The sequence below is a fragment of the Streptomyces rubellomurinus genome (assembly GCF_000961885.1).
Taxonomy (GTDB): Bacteria; Actinomycetota; Actinomycetes; order Streptomycetales; family Streptomycetaceae; genus Kitasatospora; species Kitasatospora rubellomurina.
Map to the genome: position 1 here is coordinate 1 of NZ_JZKH01000404.1, position 215 is coordinate 215.

Below are 215 nucleotides of genomic sequence, written 5' to 3' on the forward strand. Positions count from 1 at the left end.
ATTCGGACTCGCTTTCGCTACGGCTACCCCACACGGGTTAACCTCGCTACACACCGCAAACTCGCAGGCTCATTCTTCAAAAGGCACGCAGTCACGGCCCACCAGCAAGCTGATGAACGACGCTCCCACGGCTTGTAGGCACACGGTTTCAGGTACTATTTCACTCCGCTCCCGCGGTACTTTTCACCATTCCCTCACGGTACTATCCGCTATCG

Annotated in this window: 1 rRNA gene; it reads right to left on the minus strand. The window is 56.3% G+C overall.

Annotated features, from left to right (window positions below):
* Window positions 1-215: ribosomal RNA gene (locus tag VM95_RS38380) — 23S ribosomal RNA — on the minus strand; the annotation flags it as partial.